This window comes from Candidatus Omnitrophota bacterium, from assembly GCA_028715415.1.
Classification (GTDB): domain Bacteria; phylum Omnitrophota; class Gorgyraeia; order Gygaellales; family Profunditerraquicolaceae; genus JAQURX01.
Genome location: JAQURX010000005.1, coordinates 67,087 through 84,804, shown reverse-complemented (window position 1 = coordinate 84,804; position 17,718 = coordinate 67,087). Strand labels below are relative to the sequence as shown.

Here is a 17,718-nt window from a genome sequence, read left to right as displayed (position 1 = left end):
GGTATACTTTTATTATGAAGGATAATTTAACTGCTTGCAGTAGAATAAGAAAGAAGAAAGCTGGGAATAGGGCTTTTGCATTGGCAGAGGTACTTTTGGCCCTTGGAATTTTAGCTTTCACGATGAGTGGCATCCTGCTTGTGCTGGCAAATACCTCTTTACTTTCTACGTTAAGCAAAAACTCAACTATCGCAATTAATACTTGCCAGTCCCGCATGGAAGAGATGCAAAATTTAAGCTATGATGCCATTACTGCGCTAAATGGGACAACTTTTCTTATCCCGAGCGGTAGCGGTGTTGCAGGGGACAATATCGGAATAGGAAGGATTGAAGTTGGTGTGGTAATTGACCGGTTACTTCTGCGTGTCAGGGTAGTGGCTTCATTTAGGAATAAAAATAGCATTATTGGAGAAGATGCAAATTTAGATGGAGATGTCACAGGTGCTGAAGATACAAATGGAAACGGCAGGTATGATTCTCCGATAGAATTAATAACATTGGTTCCAAATTATGGTGTTTAATATGAATAGAGGGCATACTTTAATTGAGTTAATGATTTCGGTGGGCATAGTTGTTGCTCTGTTAGTTGCGGCGCTTGGCATATTTACTATGTCTAATACGAGTTGGAGAGTTGGGATGCATCAATCTGCAGAGCAAAGAGAAGCCAGAAAGGGTATGGATAGAATTGCTCAAGCCCTAAGGCAATCATGTAGGCAATGGACTGCTGGCGGTATATATGGCGTTAATATTTCTAATGCTAATCAGCAGATTGATTTTTATGTGCCTGTTTTAGATGCAACAGGAAATATTACCACTCTTAGATTAGCGACTTTTAGGATTGATCCTAATAATTCTCAGCAGTTGCTTTATCAAGAGGGAACGGATGCCGAGTTGGTTGTGGCAAATTACGTTAGTGCAGTTAGTTTCCGGGCTGGTTGCGCTACTTGTGCTACATATACCTGCACTACTCCAGCAGCTGATTGCCCGATTATACTTGTTACGATTTCAACTTCAGACAGGCCGGCATCTGACAGGAATAGATTACCGTTTACCTTAACTTCAAGGGTTATGTTGCGTAATTATGATACAACTTTAACTAATAACCCTGTTATAGAAACTCATTAGTTAAGATTTATAAAAATGAAAGGTTGGCTCCCATGAAAAGAAAAACTAATAAAAAAGGGATGGTTTTGATAATAAGCCTTTTGCTTATAACCGGAATTCTTATTTTAGTTGGTGCTTACTTTTCTAATATCCTTTCTGAAAGCAGGTATGCTCGTGTAGAAAAAGCAGTTATCCAAGCCCAAAACCTTGCTGATGCAGGAGCAGCTAATGCTTATGCAGAGCTGAGAATTCGATCAGGGGTAAATTTAAATGCGAACATGCTTAATGTGACAAACGGGGCGCTGTTGACCGCCTATGTTACTAATAATGATCCATTGGGTTTTTTAAGGGATTATGGGACAAATGCTCCTAATCCCGCGTTTACAGTTGCAGGAGGAGAAGCAAGGCTTACTATTAATACAATGGCAGGGCTTAATACAGGAGTAAATGGCAGTTATGCAGCTACGTTGGTTGTAACTGCCGGTGCTAATCCGATTAATAATGGGTCTGTTGCTTATAGGTTTTTTTACAACTATAGAATAGAATCTATAGGAACATCAAATAATTTTCTTACCGCAATACAAAAATCCGTCAGATTGGCGCAAGGTTCTTTTTTTGTAGATATCACAAGAAACAATTTCGCGCGTTTTGCGCTTTTTACAAATAACCATACTATGCAAAATGGAGGATTGGTATGGTTTACAGGTAATACCCAATTTTCCGGCCCAGTTTCCACTAACACGCGTTTTTCTTTTGCTTACAATCCGCAGTTTTCCGGAGGAGTTGTTACACAGGTTGATAATCTGGCTAATTATTACAATAACGGGAATACAAAATCGCTTGCCAATGATCACAATGGTACTATTGATGTGCCAAATTTCTCCAATGGCTTTCAAAGGAATTCTCCGGTAAATACGCTTCCTACATCGGTTACTCAAACTGAAATGCGAGATCAGGCTTTAGGAACATTATCGGTTCCAAGTTCGAATGGAGTATATGTGCCTAATGATGGAAGTTGTTTAACGGGTGGTATATATATTAGAGGCGATTCAAATATCACATTGGGTAGTTCCGGAGACAGTGCAGTTTATACAATTAATCGGGGCGGAAACATATCTACAATTACTGCTAATTATGCGGCAAATACTACTACAGTTGTTGATGGAAGCGGCACGAATACATATTGTGGTTTGCCAAAAGGGGCAGGAGGAGAAGGTGTGTTGATTTATTCTGCATCAAGCATTAATGCTATTTCTGGAACGGTTAATCATAATTCTAATCTTACTGTTGCGGCTAATAACAATGCAGTTATTTCAAGCCACATTAGGTATGAACAATATAATACTTCGCCTTCGCTTAATGCTAGCGGGTATTCTAATGTATTAGGTTTGCTTTCCTGGAATGGAAATGTAGAAATAAGCTCTGGCGCCCCAAATAATATTGAAATACACGGAGTAGTTATGGCGCCTAACGGAGTTTTTACAGTCCAAAATTATGATTCGGGAGCTCCTAAGGGAATTGCAACTCTGCTTGGAGGTGTAATTACTGATAATTATGGAGCCTTTGGCCAGTTTAGCGGGACAACTAATACGCATGGTTATGGCAGGAATTTTGTGTATGATGCAAGAATGATTTCGGGGACTGCCCCTCCATACTTTCCTTATCTTACAAATTATTCAGCTACTCCAACCTGGACAACTAGGCCAATATGGCAGGATATGGGAGGGTAATTAATTGAAAAGCAGAGATGTTATTATTGGGGTAATTACAGTTACTTTATTAATCTTGTTTATCCTCGGTTTATCTATTAACAAAAAGAAGCCGGTTTCTGTTAATATCAGAAGTATGCAGCAGGATAAGTCTATAGAAAATCTTAATAATACCATTAAGCCGCCTTTGTCAAATGAAGAGCCGCTTAGGCCGCTTCCAAGGGAGCAGCCTTTTATAAAAGATGTGCTGGACATCTAAATTTAGTCTTGCCTTTTTCTAAAACTATACTAAAATAATTAGTATGTTTAAATCATTAGAGCCATTCATCTTAAGCTTCATTCCGATCTTTGTTGCTGTGGATGCCATTGGCAATGTTCCGCTTTTTCTTTCTCTTACCGAAGGGCTCAATAAGAAACACAAACAAAAAATTGTAGTTGATTCTGTTGTAACCGCAACGCTTATGGCTGTGGCTTTTATGTTTGTCGGCAAGTGGGTGCTTAATCTGCTAAGTATTACTATCTCTGATTTCCAGATTGCAGGCGGTATGCTTTTATTTGTAATTTCTGTCCGTCTGCTCCTACCCGGGGCAAGTAAAGGGCTTATGGTTAGCAATCATGATAAAGATGTAGGTGTGTTTCCTCTGGGGACTCCATTAATCACCGGGCCAGCTGTTTTAACAACTACCTTAATAGTGTTGGATACCTACGGAACGTTAGCTACTTTTGTTTCGTTGGCGATTAATATGCTTATTGTCTGGATTACTCTAGAGAAATCTGATATCCTAATTAAATATACAGGTGAAAGTGGCACACGCGCTTTTTCTAAAATTATGTATATCTTATTAGCCGCAATTGCAGTTATGATGATCAGGCGCGGAATTATGGGGGCATTTATAAGATGACAGGAAACGTTTTAACTTTTATTATGGCTGGAGGCAAGGGAGAGAGGCTGTACCCTTTAACAAAGGATCGCACTAAGCCTGCAGTTCCGTTTGGAGGCATCTATAGGATTATTGATTTTACTTTGAGCAATTGTATTAATTCAGGGATGCGCAAGATTTACCTTCTTACTCAATACAAATCAGCTTCTTTGCAAAGGCATATACGTCTTGGATGGAATATCCTTTCTTCAGAGTTAGGCGAATATATTGAAATCCTGCCAGCCCAGCAGAGAATCGGGGACTCCTGGTATTTGGGAACAGCGGATGCGATTTATCAAAACCTCTATACGCTTGAAATGGACCATCCTAAAGATGTTTTGATACTTGCCGGAGACCATATTTATAAAATGAATTATTTTACAATGGTTAATTTCCATCGTGAAAAAGATGCGGATTTAACCGTAGGCGTTGTTGAAGTGGAAAAAGAAATGGCTTCTCAATTGGGCGTAATTGAGGTAGATAAATCAGGGATGGTAATCGGTTTTCAGGAAAAACCAGCAAAACCAAAAACTATCCCCTCTAAACCCGATAAGATTTATGCATCTATGGGGATTTATGTCTTTAAGCATCCTGTTATCGTCCATGAATTGGAGGAAGACGCAAAGAAAAGCGCTTCAAACCATGACTTTGGCAAGGATATTATCCCTCAGATGTTAAAGAAGAACTTGAAAATCGCAGCTTACAATTTTGACGATGAGAATAAAAGAGGTTTGCAGCCCTATTGGAGAGATATTGGGACAATTGATGCTTATTATGAAGCAAATATGGATTTAGTTCAGGTTGATCCTACATTTAATTTATACGATAAAGAGTGGCCGACAAGAACGCTTCAAGAACAATTCCCGCCTGCTAAAACGGTATTTGCAGGAGACGAGGTCACAGGTAGAATCGGTTTGGTGCTTGATTCCATAGTTTCCGGGGGGTGTATTGTATCCGGAGGAAGGGTGCAGCGTTCAATCTTATCGCCAAATGTGCGCATTAACAGTTATTCCGAAGTATACGATTCTATTTTAATGGAAGGCGTGAACGTCGGGCGCTATGCAAAAATTAAAAGGGCAATCATTGATAAAGATGTAATTATTCCTCAGGGCATGGTTATCGGCTATGATCCTGAAGAGGATAAGAAACGATTTACTGTTTCTGATTCAGGGATAGTTGTTGTAGCGAAAAAGACTGAGATAAAACAAGCAAACGGAAAAAAATGATAAGAAAAGCAAGAGTCGGTGACATAAAAGAAATTCAGGGCTTAATTAATACATTCGCAGATAAAGATTTGATGCTGCCTCGTTCTTTAAACGAGCTTTATGAAAGTATAAGAGATTTCTGGGTATATGTTGACGGGAAGAAAATTGTAGGTTGTGCGGCTTTGCATATTTCCTGGTCGGATTTGTCAGAAATAAAATCACTTGCTGTCCAGGAAAGGTTTCAGGGCAGAGGAATTGGGAAGGAATTAATATCAGTTTGTATCAAAGAGGCCAAGGAACTTGGGTCTAAAAGGGTTTTTGTCCTAACTTATCACCAGAAATATTTTAATAAACTAGGGTTTAAGAGAATCAAGCATGATGACCTGCCTCATAAAATTTGGGCGGAGTGTATTAACTGCCCCAAATTCCCCAATTGTCAGGAAATCGCTTTGGTAAAAAATATTGCAAATTAAAGTTCGCTGTGATAAAATCATAAATTCAAATTTAAACATAGGGGGGAGTAATGGATTATTTGCTGACTGAAGAACAAAAGATGGTTAAAGATTTAGCACGCAAGATTGCTGATGAAAAAATTCGTCCTGTTGCCGCTAAATATGATCAATCCGAACAATATCCTTGGGAAGTAATTAAAGTTATTGCTGAAGCAGGCCTTTTTGGCTTATTTATCCCGGAAGAATACGGCGGAATGGGTATAAATGTAATGAATTTATGCCTTGCGACTGAAGAGCTTTCAAAGGCTTGCGGAGGGATTGCTGTTTGCTATGCCGCATCTGCGCTAGGTACTTTTCCAATCGTGCTTTTTGGAAACGAAGAACAGAAGAAAAAATATCTTCCTGATTTAGCCAGCGGGAAAAAGGTAGCTGCATTTGGGATTACTGAGCCGGAAGCAGGATCGGACGCCTCTGCTATTAAAACTACCGCGAAAAAAGAGGGAGATCATTATGTTATAAATGGCCTTAAGCATTTTATCACTAATGGCGGGGATGCGGAAACTTATGTGGTAATTGCAATGACTAATAAGGCTAAGGGTGCACGAGGAGCTTCAGCATTTATTGTTGAAAAAGGTACTCCCGGTTTTACCTTTGGGAAAAAAGAAGATAAATTTGGGATTCGCGCTTCCTCAACCAGAGAATTGATATTTACTGATTGCAAGGTGCCAGCTACTAATCTTTTATCCAAAGAAGGAATGGGATTTATTGTGACGATGAGAACTTTTGATATGTCGCGTCCCGGAGTTGCTGCTCAGGCATTAGGGATTGCTCAAGGTGCTTTAGATTTATCGGTAAAATATGTAAAAGAAAGGCGCCAATTTGATAAATCAATTGCCAGTAATCAGGGAATTCAATGGATGATTGCTGATATGGCAACAGAAGTTGAGGCTGCGAGAGGTTTGGTTTATGGAACCGCAAGAATGGTTGATGCGGGGATAACCGGAGTTTCAAAAGAGTCAGCAATGGCAAAAATGTACGCATCTGACGTAGCGATGAAAGTTACGCTGGATGCAATGCAGTTGTTTGGCGGCTATGGTTATATGAAAGATTATCCAATTGAAAAATATGTCAGGGACGCAAAAATCACCCAGATATACGAGGGAACTAATCAGATTCAGCGTGATATTATTGGAAAAGAAGTAATTAAGGAAGCGGCTAAGTAATATGAATATAATTGTCTGTATTAAACAGGTTCCTGAAACAACCGAAGTAAGAATTAATCCGGAAACAAATACTTTAATCCGGGAAGGTGTTAAGTCTATAATTAATCCTTTTGATATGTATGCGATTGAAGAAGCAATCCGGCTTAAAGAAAGATTTGGCGGAAAAGTTACTGTTATAACTATGGGCCCTCCTCAGGCTGATGCTGCGTTAAGAGAAGCAATTTCTTTAGGTGCTGATGAAGGTGTTTTATTATGCGATCGCGCTTTCGCAGGAAGTGACACTTGGGCAACCAGCTATACTTTGGCGGGTGGAATTAAAAAGTTGGGAGAATTTGATTTAGTGCTTTGTGGAAAACAGGCTACTGATGGAGATACTGCGCAGGTAGGCCCTGGAATCTCAACACATTTAAATATTCCTCAAGTAACTTACGTAAAAAAGATTGAAGAAGTAAAAGAAAAAATAATGCGCGTTGAAAGGATGATGGAAGAAGGTTTTGAAGTAATTGAAACTCCATTACCGGCACTTCTTACTGTAGTTAAAGAGATAAATGAGCCGCGTCTTCCTTCATTAAAGGGGATAATGAAGTCAAAAAGTGCTAAAATTACTGTTTTAACACAAAAAGAACTCGGGCTTGATGCTCAGAATATAGGGCTTTGTGGTTCGCCAACCCAAGTTGTAAAGATCTTTACGCCTCCTCAAAGAGAAGGCGGACAGATGCTCAAAGGGGAAGCCCCTGAAATTGCTAAGCAGCTGGTAGATTTACTTAAGAATGAGGTTCATTAAATATGGCCATTCAAATTATTATTGAAAAATGTACTGGTTGTTCGTTGTGTGTAAAAACTTGTCCGTTTGGTGCGATACGCATAATAGATAAGAAAGCAGTCATTGATTTTAATAAATGCAATCTTTGCGGAGCTTGCGTAAGCGCATGTAAATTTAAGGCAATTTTGTTGGAGAAGCCTCAGAATACTTGTGTTTTGCCGAATATCAAGGATTACAAAGGAATTTGGGTTTTTATTGAACAGAAAAACGGTAAAGTGCAGTCTGTTTCCTATGAGCTTCTTGGAAAAGCGCAGGAGCTTTCCAAAAAATTAAATTGCCAGGTAAGCGGTGTTTTGATCGGGAATGATCTTGATGATCAATTGGATGAGTTAGTCTGGCATGGTGCTGATAATATTTATCTTGTCCAAGCGCCGGAGATTGCTAATTTCCAAGACGAGCCTTATACAAATATCCTTGTTGAGTTAATAAAGAAGTACAAACCAGAAATCCTGCTGTGCGGTGCAACTGCAATCGGCCGCTCATTAATCTCAAGAGTTGCGATTAATATTAAGGCAGGCCTTACAGCAGATTGCACAGGGTTAGATATTGACCCTGAGAAAAAAATACTCCTTCAAACAAGACCAGCTTTTGGCGGAAATATTATGGCTACTATCATTAGCCCTAATTTCCGCCCTCAGATGGCAACAGTAAGGCACAAAGTAATGCAGCCAATGGCTCCTGATAAGCATCGCAAGGGAAAGATTATCAAGGAGAGTTTTGATAAAACACTGTATGCTTCCCGCACGAAATTAATAGATATAGTTGAAGAGATCGAATCGCTTGTTAATATTGCGGAAGCGGATATCATTGTTTCCGGTGGAAGGGGCATGGGCGCAAAAGAGAATTTTAAGATTTTAGAAGAGCTTGCTCATGCAATTGGAGCTGCCGTAGGATCGTCTCGCGCTGCGGTAGATGCCGGGTGGATGCCGTATTCTCATCAAGTTGGCCAGACTGGAAGGACAGTTGCCCCTAAAATATATATTGCCTGCGGAATCTCCGGCCAAATCCAGCATTTAGTTGGAATGCAATCATCAAAAATCATTGTTGCGATTAATAAAGACCCCGAAGCTCCTATATTTAAAGTTGCTACATATGGAGTTGTGGGAGACGTTTTTGAGATTGTTCCAGCCTTGACAAAAAGATTTAAAGAAGGGCTTAATAAGTAAGCCTGCCAATGTAATAGGTAAAAAGAAAGCGTTTTCTTTTTAAGGCCTCTTTACCTTGTAATCTGTATAAATTCAAGTTAAACTTACTACGGTGAATTACGAAAGGGGAGCTGATGAGCCACCTTTTTAATGAAAAACGGGAAAGCGTTAGATTCATGGTCCCATTGTCTGTCACCTACCGTCTAAACAACGAAAATTCTTCCGGTATTGCTAAAACAAACGACATAAGCCAAGACGGCCTTTGTTTGATTACTCAGGATAACGTCAGCGTAGGAAGTACTTTGGATTTATGGTTGGCAATGCCTGATAATGGAGAGTCTATCCGCACAAAAGGCAAGGTAATCTGGATACATCCAACTGGAAATGATTCTTTCAAACTTGGTGTAAAGTTAGAAGGCCAAAAACTAAAACCAATCCCCTTAGTCTTAAGAACAATCTCCTCCCAGAATAAATATTAGAATATATAGGGACACATCCTAGGTTGTTTTTTTGTAGGACGATTTAACAAAATAAATAGGATGTGTCCCTATTTTTTTGTTTACTTTTTTTCAAATTAGCATATAATGAGAATGGCAATAAAATAGCACGTCCTCAGTTAAACGAGGAGGTGGTGATGGGAAAAAGAGTAATTGGATTTTTAAGCAATTCTTCAATCACGAGGAATTGCTTTTTTTATTGAGTTGTCATCCCTGTCCCTGCTTTCGCAGGGATAAACTCCAGCAGGGATCCAGGCTATAGCGTAGATTCCCGCTTTCGCGGGAATGACAAAGTTAGAGGGAATGACAAATAGCAAGGAGGTAATTATGAATGAGACACAGTTGTTGCCGGCTGTTGAGCATTCAAGAGAGATTTTAAAAAAATTTGCAGAGTCAATTACCGGTTGGCAGGTAAAAGATACTGATATAAAAATGATCAGCGTGCGTTCGTTTAGTAATCGTGTAAAAAGATTTGTAATTTCAAATGTTTGTGTCGGAGAGGAACTTAACGAAAACCTTTCTGATATAATTCATGAGCCTGTTTTAGCAATCTTTGAATCAAATGAATTTCTAGTTATTACTCCCGATAAAATAAAAGCTAATAAAAGAATCTATTTTTTTAATGAAAATGAGGTTTTTGAAATAGAAAATAATATCTAGTTATTGTTGTAACTGTCTCTGCTACAAGTAATTACCTAAATAGACTCCAAACCATAAGAAACAATCCTTTCTGAACATAAATGTCAAAGAATGTAAAGATTTTCCTTGACATTTTACCATGCCTTAATATAATAATATCAAAAGGTTAGGTGAAAATATGGTTAATAATGGATTGATGACTATTGAAGATTTGTCCGATTATTTAAAAGTCACGCGTAGGACTATTTATGACTGGCTTAAACATAAAAAAATTCCTGCAGTTAAGTTGGTTGGCCAGTGGCGATTTAAGAAAGATAAGATTGACGCTTGGATTGAAAATATCTCTGAACATAACTAGGGGGATCCCATTATGTATTTTAAAAAATTAGAATTAGTTGGTTTTAAATCATTCTGCGATAAAACAATTTTGCATTTTGAGCCTGGGATTACTGCCGTAGTTGGGCCCAATGGCTGCGGGAAGTCTAATATCTTTGATTCTATTCGTTGGGTTTTGGGAGAACAATCTGCGAAATCTTTACGCGGGTCTGATATGCAAGATGTAATTTTTAACGGGACTGATTTAAAAGAACCTTTAGGTATGGCGGAAGTTACACTAACTTTTGATAATGAGTCAAAGTTTTTTAATTATGATTGCTCGGAACTGGCGATCACCCGGAGAATCTTTCGTTCAGGGGAAAGCGAGTACTTGCTTAATAAAACAGTAGTGCGCCTTAAAGATATTTTGGATTTATTATTAGGTACCGGTATTGGAGCAGAGAGTTATTCTATTATTGCTCAGGGGAAGATTGATTTAATTTTAAGTTCAAAACCTGAAGACCGGAGAATGGTTTTTGATGAAGCATCCGGAATTACTAAATATAAAGCTCAAAAAAGAGAAACTCTTAGGAGGATTGAAGAAACTGAGCAGAATCTTCTGCGTGTGAATGATATTGTTGTTGAAGTTAAGCGCCAAATAGGCAGCCTTGAGAGGCAGGCTAATAAAGCACGCAGGTATAAAGAGGTATTTGAGGAGCTAAAATCTAAAGACGTAACTTTAGCCGTCGTAAAGAAAAAAGAATTTTTACTAAAAAAAGATGAAATCATTAACCAGCTTAAGAAGCTTGAATTAAGAGAGGCAGAATTAATAAATTCTATTTCGGAATTGGAAGCTAAGATAGCAAATCGGCAGGCTGAATTAAAAGGCTTTGAAGACAGCATCATGCAGTCAAAAAACCAGATATTGAATTTAGAAAATCAGGTAATCAGGAATAGCGAACGCATAAGTTTTAATAAAGAAAAAATTGCCGAGTTGGTTGCTAATAAAGAATACTTAGAAGCTCAAGTTGAGCAGGCAAGAAACAAGTTGGTTGTTGACGAGGAGAAATTAAACAACGTAAAAATTGAATATGACGGTTTAAAGAAAACTATTGAGGAGAAAAGCCTAACTTTAAGTGAAAAGGATAGCTTATTAACCGATTTGTCTTTAAAAATCAAACAGGCCTTGGAAACGATTGCCAGCAAAAAAAGGGAGATTATTGATTTGGCGGCAAAAATTTCAAATACAAAGAACGAAATAGCTGACTTTAATTCAAAGGAGCAAATTTTTACAGCAAGAAGAAAAAGGCTTGATATTGAGAAGGCAAAAGTTTACGAAGAAAAGGTTATTATTGATGCAAGCCTGGAGACTGTTACCCAGGAAGTTGAGGCCTTGCGTTTGATAGTTGATGAAATTAACCTAAAATTAAATACAGCTAAGAATGAATTAGGCCAGGAGAACTTGGTTTTAGATAAGATTAACGCGGATATTCTTGCATTAGACCGCCAAAGATTGACTCTTGAGTCTCATCGTGAGTTTCTAGAGAAATTCAAGACTAAATATGAAGATATCAGCGAAGCAATGAATGCTGTTATTTATTTAGATAAGCTTCCAGTTGATAATGTGAGTGGATTGGTGATAAAAATTAAAGATAATGTTAATTTAAGCGAGCAGGATAAGGCTAATTTTCAAGGAGCAAGTTTCAAGCTTTCTGGAGAAGCAAAGCCTATTGAGTTAGATACCCAGAAAATTGATGAAAAAATAAGTAAGCTGCAATTGGATGTGGATGCTTTAAAAATTTCCAAATCTGGCAAAGAAGTTAAAATTAATGAATTGAATTCTTCAATTAACGGATTGCAGCAAGAATTGCGTAATCAGGAGATTGCTCTTGCTAATAAAGAGACTACTTATTCAACGATTAAAGAGCAGTTTAATAAGATTAAAGAGGAAGAAGATATTATTGTTTTGGAGTTAAGCGATGTAATTAAAGAAATAACTGTTTTGACTACTAATATTGAAGTTTCAAAACTTCATCTTGAAGAACTTTGTAGCCTTGAGCGTCAATCTGAAGATTTGATTTTGCAAGAGGAAGGCAACATCTCAGAAAGCGCCAAGACAAGAGAAGGGCTTTTGGTAGCCATAACTCAGATAAAAACCGAACTTGATTCGTTAAACAAGCGAATTTATTCTGACGAGGCAACCTTTAATCTTTTAAACGAAGCTTTTTTAAGAGATAAGGACAACTTAGCTAATTCGGAAAAACAGATAATTGAATCAAAAGCTAAAGAAGATTTTTTAATTAATGAGATTAGTGAATGTGAAGCAAAGATTCAAGACAGCAGCAAGAAGATTGAAGAAGAATCAAAGGTTTTGACTGAAGTGGAAAAGAAGTACCGGGAGGTTTCAGAGGGGACTTCGGGAGTTGTCTCTAAGATTGATTCTGATAGGAGGGAATTGGATTCTCTAAAAGACTGTTTATATAGTTTGCAGATGCAGGATAAAGACATTGATTATAAATATTCAACCATAAAAGACAGGCTTTTACAGTCATATAGCGTTGATCTGGAGGCGCAGCCAGATTTAACTTACGAAGTGGATGTAGCTTTAATTTCTCAGGAAATTGAGAAGTTAAAAGAAAAAGTTAATTCTTACGGTTCTGTTAACTTAGTTGCAATTGAAGAATATGATGAGCTAAAAAAGCGGTATGATTTCCTGATCCAGCAGCAGACAGATTTGCTTTCGGCCAAAGAATCATTGCATCAGGCTATTCTAAAGATTAATAGGACAACAAAACAAATGTTTTTGGAGACTTTTGAGAAGGTAAGTGTTGAATTCAGGAATTACTTTAAAATGCTTTTTAATGGTGGAGATGCACAGGTATTCCTCATTGATGAACAGGATCCTTTAGAGTCAGGTATTGAAATTATCTGCAGGCCTCCGGGTAAAAAGCTGCAGAATGTTTTATTGCTTTCCGGCGGGGAAAAATCAATGTCAGCAATTGCTTTAATTTTCGCGATTTTTAAGGTAAAGCCGTCGCCGTTTTGCATCTTAGATGAAATTGATGCAGCTCTTGACGAGGCAAATGTAGACAGGTTTAGCAGGGCGCTTCAGGAATTTGCAACCGGCTCACAGTTTATCGTGATTACTCACAACAAAAAGACAATTGCTAACGCGGATGTCATGTATGGGATTACCATGCAGCAGTCCGGAGTTTCAAAGATTGTTTCTGTAAAATTTTCGCAGGATAAGAAGAAAGAAGAAAAATCGCCTGATGTTGCTGTGGCAGAACCTGTTTAACAGCAGGTTCTGTTTTTTCCTTTATTTTTAGCGATATAAAGTGTTTTATCTGTTGCGGAGAGTAATTCTTGGGGTGTAGTCCCATCCTCAGGAAAGCTTGCCAAGCCTAAACTTGCCGTTAATTTCTTCTGAGGGAAAATTCCTTCTTGCATAAATTTCTGTTTTTCAATATCCATTCTGATACGTTCTGCAATCAGGTATGCTTCTTTTTTGTCTGTTTTTGGTAGGATTATAGTAAATTCTTCTCCACCGTATCTGCAGACAAAGTCCATTTTTCTTGATTGGTTTTTAAGTAGTATCGCTAATTCTTTAAGTATCCTATCTCCGTCTTGATGCCCGAGAGTGTCGTTATAAATCTTAAAATCATCAATATCAAGCATGATTAAGCTTAAGGGAAGAGACATTATTTTTGATTTTTCAATTTCAGACTGTAAAAGAAACTGAAAATACCCGTGATTCCAAAGCTCAGTTAAGGAATCCATGTGTGCGCGCAAGAATGTTTTCTCAAAAAGTTGGGAGTTTTCAATTGCAAGGCCCGCCTGGTTGGCAAGCATGATTAACATGCGCAAATCGTCTTTACTGATTGGTTTTTTAGTTATAAAGTTGTCAGCTACGATTAATCCGTTGATTTTATCTTTTGCTTTTAGTGGGATAAGCACTAATTCTTCGCTTTTAAGTATTTGAATTATAGGAGAGCTTTTATAGCTTTGTATAGTTTCTCTTGTAAGATGTAAGGGCATACCTTCCAGGACTGCCATAGTAAGTAAATCGTTATTACGTTCTTGCAGTGATATCCTTAAATGTTGGACTTGACGATTAAAACCCGATCCGGAAACATGGTTTGAGAATTTGTAATTATTGATAAGGTCATCCATATCCATCTTTTCCTGGTCTATCTGATTCCAAATCCGATTGGCCTCTTCGCCAGTTTCAGGCCCAATACCCATTCTTCCTTCAATAAGGCCGTCTTTTTCGTTTACGAGAAATAAGAGCGCCCTATTAAACCCTAAGGCAGTATGGGCTGTTACGCCTGTAAGGATAATATAAAGGATCTCATCGAGCTTTAAAGTAGTCCTCATTGCGTTGGATACTTCATACAAAATATTAAGCTCGTTTTTTGTCTGAACCAATTCCTGCTTTAATTTGGTGATTTCGTCCATAGCAGTAAATCTAACATATTTTAAGAACAATGTCAATGTTTCAGAAGCTGATAAACTAGTTTTTTTGTTAGATTTAGCCTACCTTTTCGTCTATTGATAGCAGGAAGGAGGAAAACAAAATGGATCCTTAATTTGTTTGACAGGAAAAGCGGTCTAAGATATAATATCATCTTCTATTAACTATATAAAATTGGAGGAGTTAAATGTCTATAGAAAAGAAAACGCATCCAGCGAAAACGGAAAATTCTAATGTTGCAGTTAAGGAAGAAACAAAGAATCTATCTGACAGGCAAAAGGCGCTGGAATTAGCCTTAAGCCATATTGAAAAGCAGTTTGGCAAAGGCTCAATTATGAAGCTTGGGCAAGCTGTAAAGATTAATGTAGATGCAATCCCTACGGGAGCATTAACTCTGGATTTGGCTTTAGGTGTAGGTGGATTACCGCGAGGAAGGGTTGTTGAAATCTTTGGGCCTGAAGCTTCGGGAAAAACTACGCTTACTTTAACTGCGATTAGAGAAATTCAAAGAAAAGGTGGCGTTGCCGCGTTTATTGACGCTGAACATGCTTTTGATTCAACATATGCCAAGTTAATCGGAGTAAATTTGGATGATCTTTTAATTTCTCAGCCTGATACAGGCGAACAGGCATTAGAAATTGCAGAAACTCTTGTGCGCTCAAACGCCGTTGATATGGTTGTAATTGATTCAGTTGCAGCCCTTACGCCAAGAGCTGAAATTGAAGGTGAAATGGGAGATTCTCATATCGGCCTTCAGGCAAGGCTTATGTCTCAAGCACTCCGTAAACTTACTGGAGCAATCAGTAAGTCAAGGACTTGTGTTATTTTTATCAATCAGTTAAGAGAAAAAATTGGAGTTATGTTTGGTTCTCCGGAAACAACACCGGGTGGCCGCGCTCTTAAATTTTACTCTTCAGTAAGATTGGATGTCAGGAGAATTGCAACTTTGAAAGAAGGCGATAGCGTTATCGGCGGAAGAGTGAGAGTAAGGGTAGTAAAAAATAAAGTTTCACCTCCATTTAAAGAGGCAGAATTTGAGATTTTGCATAATGAAGGAATATCTAAAACCGGCGCAATTTTAGATGCTGCGATTAATCTGGAAATTATCGCAAAATCAGGAACTTGGCTGTCTTTTCAGAATGAAAAACTTGGCCAGGGCCGGGAAGCCGCAATCAAATTATTAAAAGAACAACAGAAAATACAAGATCAGATTGAAAAAGAAGTAAGAAAAAAAGTTGCATCTGCAGCTTAGTTAAAAAGGAGGATATATGAAAATAAGAAGCCTTTTGCTTGGTTTATCCTTTTTGGCTATTGGGGTTTGTTTGGGCTTTTTTGGTTTTGCTGAAGGCGCAGAACCCACTGTCCTTAACAAATCGGAAACAGTTTCTACTGATTTTGAGAATGCGGTAATTAAAGTGGCGGAAAAAGCGGGGAAAGCAGTTGTGTCGATAAGTACTGAACATACAGAGAAGATTAAAAGCACAAAAAGAGTTTACCGGTCCAGCCCTTTTCGCGGTTCTCCTTTTGAAGAGAACGATTCCTTTAGAAGTTTTTTTGACGATTTTTTCGGGGAAATGCCGGATAGAGAGTTTAAGCAATCAGGTTTAGGCTCAGGAGTAATTATTGACGCTGAAGGTTATATTTTAACTAATGAGCATGTAATTAATGGTGCTGATAAGATCACAGTTAATCTTCCTGACGGAAGGCAGTTTAAAGGCGAAGTTAAAGGAAGAGATGAGCGGTCAGATTTAGCGGTTATTAAAATCAATGCACATAATCTGCCTTTTATTTCTCTCGGTAATTCTGATGATATAAAAATCGGCCAATGGGTAGTTGCAATAGGAAATCCTTTTGGTTTTGCAATGCAAAATCCCGAACCGACAGTAACTGCGGGGGTGATTGGAGCTTTGCACCGCAGCCTTGGAAATATGCTTTCCCGGGATAGGGATTACAATGATTTAATACAAACCGATGCTGCAATTAATCCCGGCAACTCAGGGGGGCCTTTAGTTAATCTTAAGGGTGAAGTTGTAGGGATCAATGTAGCGATATTCTCTACGAGCGGTGGTTATCAAGGGGTGGGTTTCGCTATCCCTGCTAACAGGGCAAAAAGAATTATGACTAAGTTAAAAGAGGGGAAAAAGATCCTCTATGGCTGGCTGGGTATTACTGTCCAGGATTTAACTGAAGATTTAGCGGGCTATTTCGGAGCTTCCAGTAAGAATGGGGTTTTGGTAGCCAAGGTTTTGGAAGATGGGCCGGCAATGAAAGCCGGTTTAAAGGATAAAGATATTATAAAATCATTTGGCGGCAAGACTATTAATAATGTGAAAGAATTATTAGATAGTGTTGGCAAGGCTGAAGTCGGCAGCAGGGTAAAAGTAGCTGTTTTAAGGGATAAGAAGGAAATGGTTTTTGAAGTAGTAATAAGTGAAAGGCCTTCAAACCTGACTTCAGATTCATTTGAAGGCATGGAAGAAAAATCTGAGCCTAGCTGGCGTGGTTTGCAGGTCCAAGATCTTAGCCCTGAAATGAGCAGGCGATTTGGGATAGAAGAAAGAGCTGGAGTTTTAATTACTGATGTTGAGCCAGGGAGCCCTGCTGATGATTCCGGATTAAACCAAGGCGAAATAATATTGGAAATTAATAAGCAGCCAGTTAAGAATTTAGCTGATTATAAAAGAATTATTAAAGATTCAAAAGGCAATTGTTTAATCAGGACCTCTCGCGGATTCTATGTGATAAAAAGTGAGAATAAATAACGAAGAGGCTATTCAAAAAGCAAAGGAATATGCTTTCTTACTGCTCAAATTCCGTTTGCGCAGCGAGAATGAATTGCGTGACAGGTTAAGAAGAAAGCAATTTGACAGTAATGTAATTTCTCAGGTAGTTGATTTCCTTAAAGAAAAAGAATTCATAGACGATGAGAAGTTTAGTAAGGCTTGGATTAAGTCCCGCATTAATCGCAAATTAGGATTACGCAGAATTTGTAGCGAGCTTAAACTAAAGGGCATTAGTAAAAAAATTATTGATAGCCAGGTAAAAAAAGTTGCTTCTGATTATTCGGAAAGCGAAGTAGTTAAGTCAATTGTTGAAGAAAGGCTGAGCAAGCTTAAGGGGATTGACCCGCAAGTAGTTAAAAGAAGGATTTACGGATATCTTCTGAGGCGTGGATTTTCTCCTGAAATAATTTATGAGGCTTTAAGTTAAAA

Annotated in this window: 18 protein-coding genes; 17 read left to right on the top strand and 1 reads right to left on the bottom strand. The window is 38.2% G+C overall.

Translation table 11 applies throughout. From position 1 onward, the window contains the following. The first annotated feature begins 14 nt into the window (after window positions 1-14). The 14 genes from PHO70_03265 to PHO70_03200 all read left to right on the top strand — a co-directional run bounded on the left by PHO70_03265 (window position 15) and on the right by PHO70_03200 (window position 13,330). On the top strand, window positions 15-521 hold the full coding sequence (locus PHO70_03265) for a hypothetical protein (protein ID MDD5431988.1): 507 nt from the start codon (window positions 15-17) through the stop codon (window positions 519-521). Then, window positions 511-1,125 (top strand): prepilin-type N-terminal cleavage/methylation domain-containing protein, encoded by a 615-nt coding sequence (locus PHO70_03260; GenBank protein ID MDD5431987.1) that lies wholly within the window; start codon window positions 511-513, stop codon window positions 1,123-1,125. The genes PHO70_03265 and PHO70_03260 overlap by 11 nt, the downstream gene beginning before the upstream one ends. A gap of 32 nt (window positions 1,126-1,157) precedes the next feature. Then, a complete protein-coding gene (locus tag PHO70_03255) occupies window positions 1,158-2,834 on the top strand; it encodes a DUF4900 domain-containing protein (GenBank protein ID MDD5431986.1) in 1,677 nt (558 codons plus the stop codon). A 4-nt stretch (window positions 2,835-2,838) separates the two neighbouring features. Next, complete coding sequence (locus tag PHO70_03250) at window positions 2,839-3,072, top strand: hypothetical protein (protein MDD5431985.1); 234 nt, start codon at window positions 2,839-2,841, stop codon at window positions 3,070-3,072. Window positions 3,073-3,115: 43 nt separating this feature from the next. Next, window positions 3,116-3,715, top strand: coding sequence for a MarC family protein (locus tag PHO70_03245; protein ID MDD5431984.1), 600 nt, complete (start codon window positions 3,116-3,118; stop codon window positions 3,713-3,715). Continuing rightward, window positions 3,712-4,959: a glucose-1-phosphate adenylyltransferase gene (gene glgC / locus PHO70_03240; GenBank protein MDD5431983.1), complete on the top strand. Its 1,248-nt coding sequence runs from the start codon at window positions 3,712-3,714 to the stop codon at window positions 4,957-4,959. The genes PHO70_03245 and glgC overlap by 4 nt, the downstream gene beginning before the upstream one ends. Continuing rightward, window positions 4,956-5,411, top strand: coding sequence for an N-acetyltransferase (locus PHO70_03235; protein MDD5431982.1), 456 nt, complete (start codon window positions 4,956-4,958; stop codon window positions 5,409-5,411). The genes glgC and PHO70_03235 overlap by 4 nt, the downstream gene beginning before the upstream one ends. Window positions 5,412-5,461: 50 nt before the next feature. Beyond that, window positions 5,462-6,613, top strand: a complete 1,152-nt coding sequence (locus PHO70_03230; protein MDD5431981.1) for an acyl-CoA dehydrogenase family protein — start codon at window positions 5,462-5,464, stop codon at window positions 6,611-6,613. Between the two features lies 1 nt (window position 6,614). Then, a complete protein-coding gene (locus PHO70_03225; protein MDD5431980.1) occupies window positions 6,615-7,397 on the top strand; it encodes an electron transfer flavoprotein subunit beta/FixA family protein in 783 nt (260 codons plus the stop codon). A 2-nt stretch (window positions 7,398-7,399) separates the two neighbouring features. Then, the gene (locus tag PHO70_03220) at window positions 7,400-8,602 is read left to right on the top strand and encodes an electron transfer flavoprotein subunit alpha (protein MDD5431979.1); all 1,203 of its coding nucleotides are present in this window, start codon (window positions 7,400-7,402) and stop codon (window positions 8,600-8,602) included. Between the two features lie 113 nt (window positions 8,603-8,715). Next, window positions 8,716-9,060 carry a PilZ domain-containing protein gene (locus tag PHO70_03215; protein ID MDD5431978.1) on the top strand — a complete coding sequence of 115 codons (345 nt, stop codon included), beginning with the start codon at window positions 8,716-8,718 and terminating at the stop codon, window positions 9,058-9,060. Window positions 9,061-9,405: 345 nt separating this feature from the next. Further along, window positions 9,406-9,738, top strand: a complete 333-nt coding sequence (locus PHO70_03210; GenBank protein MDD5431977.1) for a hypothetical protein — start codon at window positions 9,406-9,408, stop codon at window positions 9,736-9,738. 157 nt (window positions 9,739-9,895) lie between these two features. Further along, entirely contained in the window at window positions 9,896-10,075 is a 180-nt protein-coding gene (locus PHO70_03205; protein MDD5431976.1) for a helix-turn-helix domain-containing protein, read from the top strand. Window positions 10,076-10,087: 12 nt separating this feature from the next. Then, complete coding sequence (locus tag PHO70_03200) at window positions 10,088-13,330, top strand: AAA family ATPase (GenBank protein ID MDD5431975.1); 3,243 nt, start codon at window positions 10,088-10,090, stop codon at window positions 13,328-13,330. Here PHO70_03200 and PHO70_03195 read toward each other — a convergent pair. Beyond that, window positions 13,327-14,490: a sensor domain-containing diguanylate cyclase gene (locus PHO70_03195; protein MDD5431974.1), complete on the bottom strand. Its 1,164-nt coding sequence runs from the start codon at window positions 14,488-14,490 to the stop codon at window positions 13,327-13,329. The two genes, PHO70_03200 and PHO70_03195, sit on opposite strands and share 4 nt — an antisense overlap. A 203-nt stretch (window positions 14,491-14,693) precedes the next feature. On the opposite strand from PHO70_03195, the gene recA reads away from it, so the two are divergent. Genes recA through PHO70_03180 form a run of 3 tightly spaced genes read left to right on the top strand, consistent with a single transcriptional unit; the run spans window position 14,694 to window position 17,716 of the window. Then, on the top strand, window positions 14,694-15,758 hold the full coding sequence (gene recA / locus PHO70_03190; protein ID MDD5431973.1) for a recombinase RecA: 1,065 nt from the start codon (window positions 14,694-14,696) through the stop codon (window positions 15,756-15,758). Window positions 15,759-15,774: 16 nt separating this feature from the next. Next, window positions 15,775-17,268 carry a Do family serine endopeptidase gene (locus PHO70_03185; GenBank protein MDD5431972.1) on the top strand — a complete coding sequence of 498 codons (1,494 nt, stop codon included), beginning with the start codon at window positions 15,775-15,777 and terminating at the stop codon, window positions 17,266-17,268. Beyond that, window positions 17,255-17,716, top strand: coding sequence for a regulatory protein RecX (locus tag PHO70_03180; GenBank protein ID MDD5431971.1), 462 nt, complete (start codon window positions 17,255-17,257; stop codon window positions 17,714-17,716). Before PHO70_03185 ends, PHO70_03180 begins: the two co-directional genes overlap by 14 nt. Window positions 17,717-17,718: the final 2 nt, after the last annotated feature.